The following is a 7,810-nucleotide window of genomic DNA, read 5'->3' on the forward strand; positions in this document are numbered from 1 at the left end:
GGTTCTTSGGCGCGGCGCTGGCGGTTGCCAACCGAACAACTGCTTGGCCGCCGCGCCGCACACGCGGCCCTGGCAGGCGCCCATGCCGCAGCGGCTGGCGAGCTTGGCGGCGGTCCAGTCCGGCTTGCCGGCCAGGGCCGAGTAGGGCACGTCTTCGCAGCGGCAGACGAGGGTGTCCGGTTGGGCGAGCTGGTTCAGGCGCGGGTCGAGGGCAAAGTCCTTTTTCAGTGCGTCGGCGAAGTCCTGCCAGCGCTGGCGCTGCGACCAGAGCCCACGGGCGCGGTCGTGTTCACCCACGGCGGCGTGGCCGGCGATGCTGCCCTCCACCAGGGCCTTCTCCGAGCCGCCGAAGCCGGTGCATTCGCCCGCGGCGTAGATGCCATCGCGGCTGCTCGCCTGCCAGGCGTCGACGCGGATTGCACCGTCATCCACCGCGCAGCCCAGCGCCTGGCCGAGCTGCACATTGGGGATAAGGCCGAAGCCGCAGGCCAGCCGGTCGCAGTCGATTTCCTTCAGCTTGCCACCCTGGCTGATTCGCACGCCTTCCAGGTGATCTGTCCCCAATGCGGCGACGATATGGCTATCGGCACGGTAGGCCGGGTCGTACAGGCCGAAGGACTGCAACAGCTTGTTCGGCCAGCGTGGCAGCTTCAGTGCGAAGCTGGCCAACGCAGGCCACGAGGCCTGTTCGGCGATGCGCTGGATCTTCGCCCCGTTGGCGCGGGCGGTTGCGGCGCTGGCGAGCAGCAGCGGGCCGCTGCCGGCGATCACTACGCGCTGGCCGTCCACCGGTACGCCGCCTTTCACCAGTGCCTGCAGTCCGCCTGCACCGGTGACGCCGGGCAGCGTCCAGCCGGGGAAGGGCAGCAGCAGTTCGCGGGCGCCGGTGCAGAGGATCAGCTTGCGGTAGTCCAGCCGCCAGCCACGTTCGAAGTCTTCCAGCAGCAGGCCGCGTTCGCCGGCCAGGGCCACCACGCGGGTGGCGCTGTGAATCCTGATGTTGGCGCAGGCAGCGACCTTTTCGCGCAGCTCCAGAGCGGCGCGCGGCAGGTGCGCATTGGGCCCGTCGCGCCAGATCTGCCCACCGGGCAGCGGGTTGTCGTCGAGGATGACGATGCTGGCGCCGCTCGGCGCGGCGGCGAGGGCGGCGGACATTCCCGCCGGCCCGGCACCGATGATGAGGATATCGACGGGCTCGCTCATGGGCGCGTCTCCACCTGCATGCCGTCACGGCACAGGGTCTGGCAGGCCAGGCGGCGCTGGCCGTCGATGGTCACCCGGCACTCCTGGCAGATGCCCATGCCGCATAGCGGCGCACGGCGCTGGCCGCTGACCGAGGTGCGTGTGGTGCCGTCGCCACCCTGGGCAAGCGCGGCGGCCACCGTGGTGCCGGCGCCGACACGTAGCGGGCGGCCGTCAAGAGTCAGGTCAGGCATGGGCGTTTGCTCCGAGGAAACGGCGCGGGGAATAGGGTTCGGCCGGCAGCGGCAAAGGCTCATTGCACAGCTGAGCAGCGAGCAGGTCGGCGGTGCCTGGCGCGGTGGTTACGCCCAGGCCTTCGTGGCCGACAGCGAGCCACAGGCCGGGGCGCTGCGGATGTTCGCCCACCAGCGGCATGCCGTCCGGGCTGGCGGCGCGGAAGCCGGCCCAGCTGCGGATCACGTTGAGGTTGGCCAGGCCGGGCATGTAGTCGACGGCGCGGCGCAGCATCTTCGCCAGCATCCAGCCTTCCACCTGCGGGTCGGTGGTGCCGAACTGCCGAGAGGCGCCGATGAACAGCTGGCCGGTCGGGCGCGGCTGGATGTTGCAGGCCACCGAAGGCCCGCTGGCGTTGTGCGCGCTGGTCACGTAGCCCAGCTCCACCAGCGTGCGGCGCACCTTGCCGGGGTAGCGGTCGGTGATCAGCAGATGACCTTTTTTCGGCTCGATGGGCAGGTCGGCGCAGAGCTGCGTGGCCTGGATGCCATTGGCCAGGACGATGGCCTTGGCGCTCAGCCACTGGCCGTCGTCCAGACGCACGCGGGGTTCGTCGATTTCCACCACTGTTGCCTGGCGCTGGCGGATCGGTTTCAGCGCTGACTCCAGCAGCCACGCGGCGGCGCGCGGCGCGTAGAGAATGCCGTCACCGGTGATCTCCAGCCCGCCGTGCAGGTCGCTGCGCAGTTCGGGTTCTTCCTGCTGCAGCTCCGCGCTGTTCAGCAGTCTTGCGGCGACGCCGTGCTCGCGCAGCACGGCGAACTTGCGTTCGGCTTCGGCCATCTCTTCGCCATTGGCCGCCAGCCACATCGTGCCGTTGCTGCGGTACGCGCATTCGGCGGGCATGTCCTGGCCCCACTCGCGCCAGCGTTGCAGCGAGTAGTTGCTCAGCGCCAGTTCGGCGGCATTGTCGTCGAGCACCAGCAGGTGGCCCATGCCGACGGCGGTGGCGCCGGGCAGGCGCGCATCCAGCACCAGCACGTCCAGGCCGCGGCGGGCGAGGGCGTGGGCGCAGGCGGCGCCGACGATGCCGGCGCCGATGACGATGATGTCCGCATCGCTCACGAACGGATGCCCCAGGCGAACGGGTCGTCTTCTTCCAGCAGCAGGGTGGCTTCCGCGCTGATGTTGGCGCGCCCGCGGATGGTCGGGATGATGCGCCCCTCGGCAGGCTCGCCGACCCACTCGAAGCGGCCTTCGAACTGGCTGCCGATCACGCTGGCCTGGCGCCAGGCGTCGCCGGCAGCGAGCTTGCCGTCAGCGGCCAGGCACGCCAGCTTGGCGCTGGTGCCGGTGCCGCAGGGCGAGCGGTCGTAGGCCTTGCCGGGGCAGAGCACGTAGTTGCGGCTGTCCGCGTCAGGATCGTCGGCGAACAGCTCGATGTGATCGATCAGACCACCGTCTTCGCCGCGGATGCCCTGGTCTTCCAGCGCCTTCTGCACGGCGACGGTGTAGGCAGTCAGTTCGTCCAGGTTGTCGCCGGCGACGCGCAGGCCGTGATCGGCGATCAGGAAGAACCAGTTACCGCCCCAGGCGATGTCGCCGTACACCAGGCCATGGCCGGGCACTTGCACCGGCACTTGCTTGCGGTAGCGATAGGAAGGGACGTTGCGCACGCTCACCGAGCGGTCGTCGTGCAGGGTTGCTTCGACGGTGCCCACCGGCGTCTCGATCTTGTGCGTGCCGGGGCCGATACGCCCCAGGTGCGCCAGCGAGACGACCAGGCCGATGGTGCCGTGGCCGCACATGCCCAGGTAACCGGTGTTGTTGAAGAAGATCACCCCGGCGCAGGCGCTCGGGTCCACCGGCTCGCAGAGCAGTGCGCCGACCAGCACATCGCTGCCGCGTGGCTCCAGCACGGTCGCGGCGCGCCAGCTGTCGTGCTCCCTGGCCAGCAGCGCACGGCGTTCGGCCATGCTGCCCTTGCCCAGATCGGGAAAGCCGTCGAGCACCAGGCGCGTGGGTTCGCCGCCGGTGTGGGAATCGAGAACCTGGATGCGTTTCATGCTGCCCCCTGAGGTGGTCTTGTGGTTGACCCTAGGGTGGCGTGGAGCGGGGATGGGAGCTTGAGGGTTTTCCGCCGGGCCGATGATGAAATCGGCACAGCGGTTCTTTTCGATCAGCTCGGTGTCGGCCGATTCGGCAGGTGCTCGTAGAGCGTGCGGCAGACGCCGTTGATGTGTTCTTCCAGCAGGCGCGCGGCCAGCTCGCCATCGCCGGCGCGGCAGGCGTCGAGGATGTCGTGGTGCTCGTGATCCGCGCGCTCCTTGCCGGAGGACAGGCTCATCTGCATGCGCAGGTAGCGTTCGAGCTTGTCATGGATGGAGCGGATCAGGCCAACCAGGTAGGGCCGCTGCGCCGGTTCATAGAGGCAGGCGTGCAGCTCCCAGTTCAGTTCCGCCCAGCGGCCGACATCGTCCTCGCCGACGAACTCGGCACAGATGCGCTCGGCGCGTTCGAAGGTCTCGGCGGTCATGTTCGGCACCGCCAGGCGGATCGCCTGGGCTTCGAGAACGACCCGTACCTCGAACATCTGCGCCAGTTCCGGCTCGGATATCTTCGTCACCAGCGCGCCCTTGTTGCGCTGGAACTCCACCAGCCCCTCGGCCTCCAGGCGCTTGAGCGCCTCGCGCACGGGAATCTTGCTGACGTTGAAGATCTGCGCGATATCGTCCTGGCGGATCGGCTCGTGCTCTGCCATCTGGCCGGAAATGATCGCCTCGCGCAGGTGCTTGGCGATGGTCTCCGAGGCGGAGGGGACGATACCCAGGTTGGGGGCGTTGCGTAGCGGCACGATGCAGTCCGGTCAGGTGGCTGTTGTCGGATATGGTATACGAAATCCCTGTAATGCAGTGAAGCACCGGCGAGCGGTCATCGCAATGGATGAATCACGGGATTTGCACACGCAATGCGCGTGCCGGGGAATCAGTTGCGGCGTTCGACGATATAGCGGGCGAGGGCGCGCAGCGGTTCGGCGCTATCGCCAAAGCCTTCCAGCGCAGCCAGCGCCTGGTCGCGCAGGGCGAGGGCGTAGGCCTTCGCTTCGTCGAGGCCGAGCAGCGCGGGGTAGGTCGGCTTGTCGTGGGCCTGGTCCTTGCCCTGGGTCTTGCCGAGGGTGGCGGTGTCGCTTTCCACGTCGAGGATGTCGTCCTGCACCTGGAACGCCAGGCCCACGGCCTCGGCGTAGCGGCGCAGGGCTTCCAGTGCCGTGGCGTTGGCGCGCCCGCTGGCGAGGGCGCCGAGCTGCACGCTGGCCTCGATCAGCGCGCCGGTCTTGTGCCGGTGCATGGTTTCCAGCGCCACCTGGTCGATCTTGCGGCCCACGGACTCCAGGTCGATCGCCTGCCCGCCGACCATCCCGGCAGAACCGGCGGCGCGGGTGAGGATCATCAGCATGTCCAGACGAGTCTGCGCATCCTGCGGATTGAGCTGGGCGTTACCGATCACCTCGAATGCCAGCGCCTGCAGACCGTCACCGGCGAGAATCGCGCAGGCCTCGTCATAGGCAATGTGGGTGGTCGGCTGGCCGCGACGCAGGTCGTCGTCGTCCATCGCCGGCAGATCGTCGTGCACCAGGGAATAGGCGTGGATCAGCTCCACTGCGCAAGCAGCGCCGTTCGCGCGCTCGGCGTCGCCGCCCAGTGCTTCGCAGGCCGCGTAGGCCAGCAGCGGGCGCACGCGCTTGCCACCGTTGACCACGCTGTAGCGCATGGCGGCGTAGATGCGGGTGAGTTCTTCACGGGGGGCGACGAAGAGTTTTTCCAGCGCAGCGTCGACACGCGCCGTACAGCGCGCCTGGTAGCCGGCGATCATGCGTCTTCGCCTTCCGGATCGAAGGGCGCTTCGCTCAGTTCGCCATCGCGTTCCAGGAGGATCTGCACCTTCTGCTCCGCCTGGGTCAGCGCCGCCTGGCAGTCACGCGTCAGGCGGATGCCCTGCTCGAAGGCCCCCAGCGAGTCCTCCAGCGACAGCTCGCCGCTTTCCAGGCGCTCTACCAGCGTTTGCAGCTCGGCGAGGGACTGTTCGAAGTCGAGGGAAGCTTTCTTGCGGGCCATGCGGACATCTCGGCGGGGGTATTCGGAAACCTCGCGACACTAGCAGAGACGGGCTTTGCGGGCAAATCTTCGGTCAGGCCGCCGGCGACTGCACAAGCGCTGCCGGCGGCGCTTTCGAACCGGTTTCTAGTAGCCGGCGTCGCGGACGCCCTGGTGCTCCGCCACCACCTTGAGCATGCGCAGCGACTCGAATGGAGCATCGACCACGAACTGATTCGCCAGCCAGGACGGCACGCTGCCGCCGGGTTCGCCGCGCATTTCGTAGGTGACTTCGGTGAGCTTCGGGCCCTTGGGGACCATCTGCCAGGTCCCGGAGACATTGGGTACGCGAATGCGGTCCTGCACCGGCGGGATATAGTCCGGCGCAGCCTGCAGGTGGCGAATCATGCCGCCGTCCGCAGTTTCCTCGGTGCTCACCTTCAGTACCAGGTCCCGCGGGGCGGCGGGCCACGGGAGCTTGGTGTCGAGGTAGACCCAGATCGCCTCGTCGCTGTACTTGAGCAGGCGCATCTGCGCGCAGGCGTAGAGCCAGGCGCAGGAGACGCGCAGGTTCTCCTGCAGATGCCCGAGGGTGGCGACGTCAGCCTTCACCAGCGTAATGCCGCGGAAGCTCTTGTAGTTCGAGCCGGGGACCTGTTTCAGGTAGACCTGCACGCCGTCCTGGTCCTTGGCGAGCTTCCAGTCGCCAGCCTGCGCGTACGCTGGCAACGGAGCTGTCAGTAGCAGGGCGAGCAGGAAGGGCGAGGGGCGCTTCATGGCGGCGGACCGGCGAGGGGATAGACCGATCTTATGCCTGCCTCGTGACAGCGGCGCATTGGCCGGCGAGCGGTCTGGCATGCCGGGAAGCTTTTTCGTAGGCATTAAAAAAGCCGGCTTGTGGGCGGCATTTTTATTGATCATCTTATTGATTTTTAAGGTATTTATGTATGAAGCATGCCTTTAACCCACACCTTTACCCATGCTTTGAAGCTCGCTGGAATTTGATACATTTCTTGTATGGCTCAAGGTGCTGGTGCACGTGTCGGCGGTATGTGCCGAACTGCTCGGTCCCTCTTCACCTTGCATCCCGCATTTCCGACCTGTTTGATGGGCACCCTTTTCTAGGGCCTCGCATGCTTGGTGACTGCCCAGATTGCCATTTTTGGTCGCAGCGGCGGAAACATGTTAGCAATCTATCAGGAAGTGGCCTTTGAGCCTGTGCGGGCTCGTTCATGCAGCAGCGTTTCTACAGACGCTTTGCAGAGTACGCATGCTCAAAGGGCTTCAACGTGCTGACCCTGGACTAACGAGGGTTGGGAGATTCAAAGCCGCCTTCGCTTAAGGGTTTCGAGATGTCCTATCTCGATTGGGGCATGCATGACTTGACCGAGGCGGTGGAGTACCTGGATGACGGCTCTACACCGATCTTCTGGGTGGGGCACTCCTTCGGTGGCTAGGTGCTGGGGATGATCCCTAATCATCACAAGGTCACTGCGGCCTACAACTTCGGAATTGGCGCCGGCTGGGCTGGTTGGATGCCCTGGAGAGAGGCGCTGAAGGTTCGCCTGATGTGGGCCTTCTTGTGGCCTCTGTAGTCACCAATGACATTGCTTACGCAACTAACAGACCGAGTTGCAGTACAAGAAGCCATTTACGAGTTCGTAGCCTTGGGCAGGACGGTCTCCCCACTTGTTATGGATTCGATAAGTCACGTGACTACCGGGGGCTGGATCCTCGGACGGGTGCGGGCTGCGACTTCAAGGCGATTGCCGGCGTTGCGTCCGGCAAGCAGTACCCAGACCTCAGAGCGGTTTTCAGGTGGCGAAGCAACGGTAGTACCTGCCCTCACTGCGCTTGGCTGCAGCATCATCCGCGTAGGTGAAAACGAAGTGGTCGCGATGGTTGTGAACTACTTCGAGGTGCTCCACGCACAGTCTCAGGGGGGGCTTACAACACGCACACATGGCGGGCTTGCGCAAGCAGGAGTCAGTTTGGCTCTGACGATACCTGATTCCTTCCTTTCAGCTTGTCGTAATACAGAGAATGATGACATCAGATCCGCATGGAGCAATCGTATCGGTCCGCGTACCGCCTGATCGAGGATTGGTCGCGTTCAAAGCGTAGGAGGCGACGAAAGGCGCTCCGGTTGTTCAAGCCATTTACCTCGTTCCCCTGTGCTTCGGTGCATGAGGATGTAGAACATCCCCTGAATTCAACACATAAGTGCAACGCTCACCCCTGTATGCACTTCGTACGGCGTCTTCCAGCCCAAGCGCTTGCGCGGGCGTAGATTGATCCTC

General features: G+C 65.7%; 8 protein-coding genes and 1 pseudogene. 1 reads left to right on the forward strand and 8 read right to left on the reverse strand.

Annotated elements, in window-relative coordinates; genetic code table 11:
* From A6723_RS10065 to A6723_RS10100, 8 genes are all read right to left on the reverse strand, one after another.
* Positions 1 to 1,203: FAD/NAD(P)-binding oxidoreductase (locus tag A6723_RS10065; RefSeq protein ID WP_064979632.1), on the reverse strand; the 1,203-nt coding region annotated here is incomplete at its 3' end.
* Positions 1,200 to 1,436 (reverse strand): (2Fe-2S)-binding protein, encoded by a 237-nt coding sequence (locus A6723_RS10070; RefSeq protein WP_054906841.1) that lies wholly within the window; start codon positions 1,434 to 1,436, stop codon positions 1,200 to 1,202. The genes A6723_RS10070 and A6723_RS10065, both read right to left, overlap by 4 nt.
* The gene (locus tag A6723_RS10075; RefSeq protein ID WP_054906842.1) at positions 1,429 to 2,541 is read right to left on the reverse strand and encodes an FAD-binding oxidoreductase; all 1,113 of its coding nucleotides are present in this window, start codon (positions 2,539 to 2,541) and stop codon (positions 1,429 to 1,431) included. The genes A6723_RS10070 and A6723_RS10075 overlap by 8 nt, the downstream gene beginning before the upstream one ends.
* Positions 2,538 to 3,482 carry a 4-hydroxyproline epimerase gene (locus tag A6723_RS10080; RefSeq protein ID WP_054906843.1) on the reverse strand — a complete coding sequence of 315 codons (945 nt, stop codon included), beginning with the start codon at positions 3,480 to 3,482 and terminating at the stop codon, positions 2,538 to 2,540. The genes A6723_RS10075 and A6723_RS10080 overlap by 4 nt, the downstream gene beginning before the upstream one ends.
* A gap of 113 nt (positions 3,483 to 3,595) precedes the next feature.
* Positions 3,596 to 4,270, reverse strand: a complete 675-nt coding sequence (locus tag A6723_RS10085; RefSeq protein ID WP_054906844.1) for a GntR family transcriptional regulator — start codon at positions 4,268 to 4,270, stop codon at positions 3,596 to 3,598.
* A gap of 131 nt (positions 4,271 to 4,401) precedes the next feature.
* Positions 4,402 to 5,289 (reverse strand): (2E,6E)-farnesyl diphosphate synthase, encoded by an 888-nt coding sequence (ispA, locus tag A6723_RS10090; RefSeq protein WP_054906845.1) that lies wholly within the window; start codon positions 5,287 to 5,289, stop codon positions 4,402 to 4,404.
* A complete protein-coding gene (locus tag A6723_RS10095; RefSeq protein ID WP_024764669.1) occupies positions 5,286 to 5,531 on the reverse strand; it encodes an exodeoxyribonuclease VII small subunit in 246 nt (81 codons plus the stop codon). The genes ispA and A6723_RS10095 overlap by 4 nt, the downstream gene beginning before the upstream one ends.
* 126 nt (positions 5,532 to 5,657) lie before the next feature.
* Positions 5,658 to 6,287, reverse strand: a complete 630-nt coding sequence (locus A6723_RS10100; protein ID WP_054906846.1) for an START domain-containing protein — start codon at positions 6,285 to 6,287, stop codon at positions 5,658 to 5,660.
* A gap of 461 nt (positions 6,288 to 6,748) precedes the next feature.
* Here A6723_RS10100 and A6723_RS32390 point away from each other — a divergent pair.
* Positions 6,749 to 7,099, forward strand: a pseudogene (locus A6723_RS32390) (alpha/beta fold hydrolase); the annotation flags it as partial.
* Between the last annotated feature and the right edge of the window lie 711 nt (positions 7,100 to 7,810).

The sequence above is a fragment of the Pseudomonas sp. AU11447 genome (genome assembly GCF_001672555.2).
GTDB classification, from domain to species: Bacteria; Pseudomonadota; Gammaproteobacteria; order Pseudomonadales; family Pseudomonadaceae; genus Pseudomonas; species Pseudomonas nitroreducens.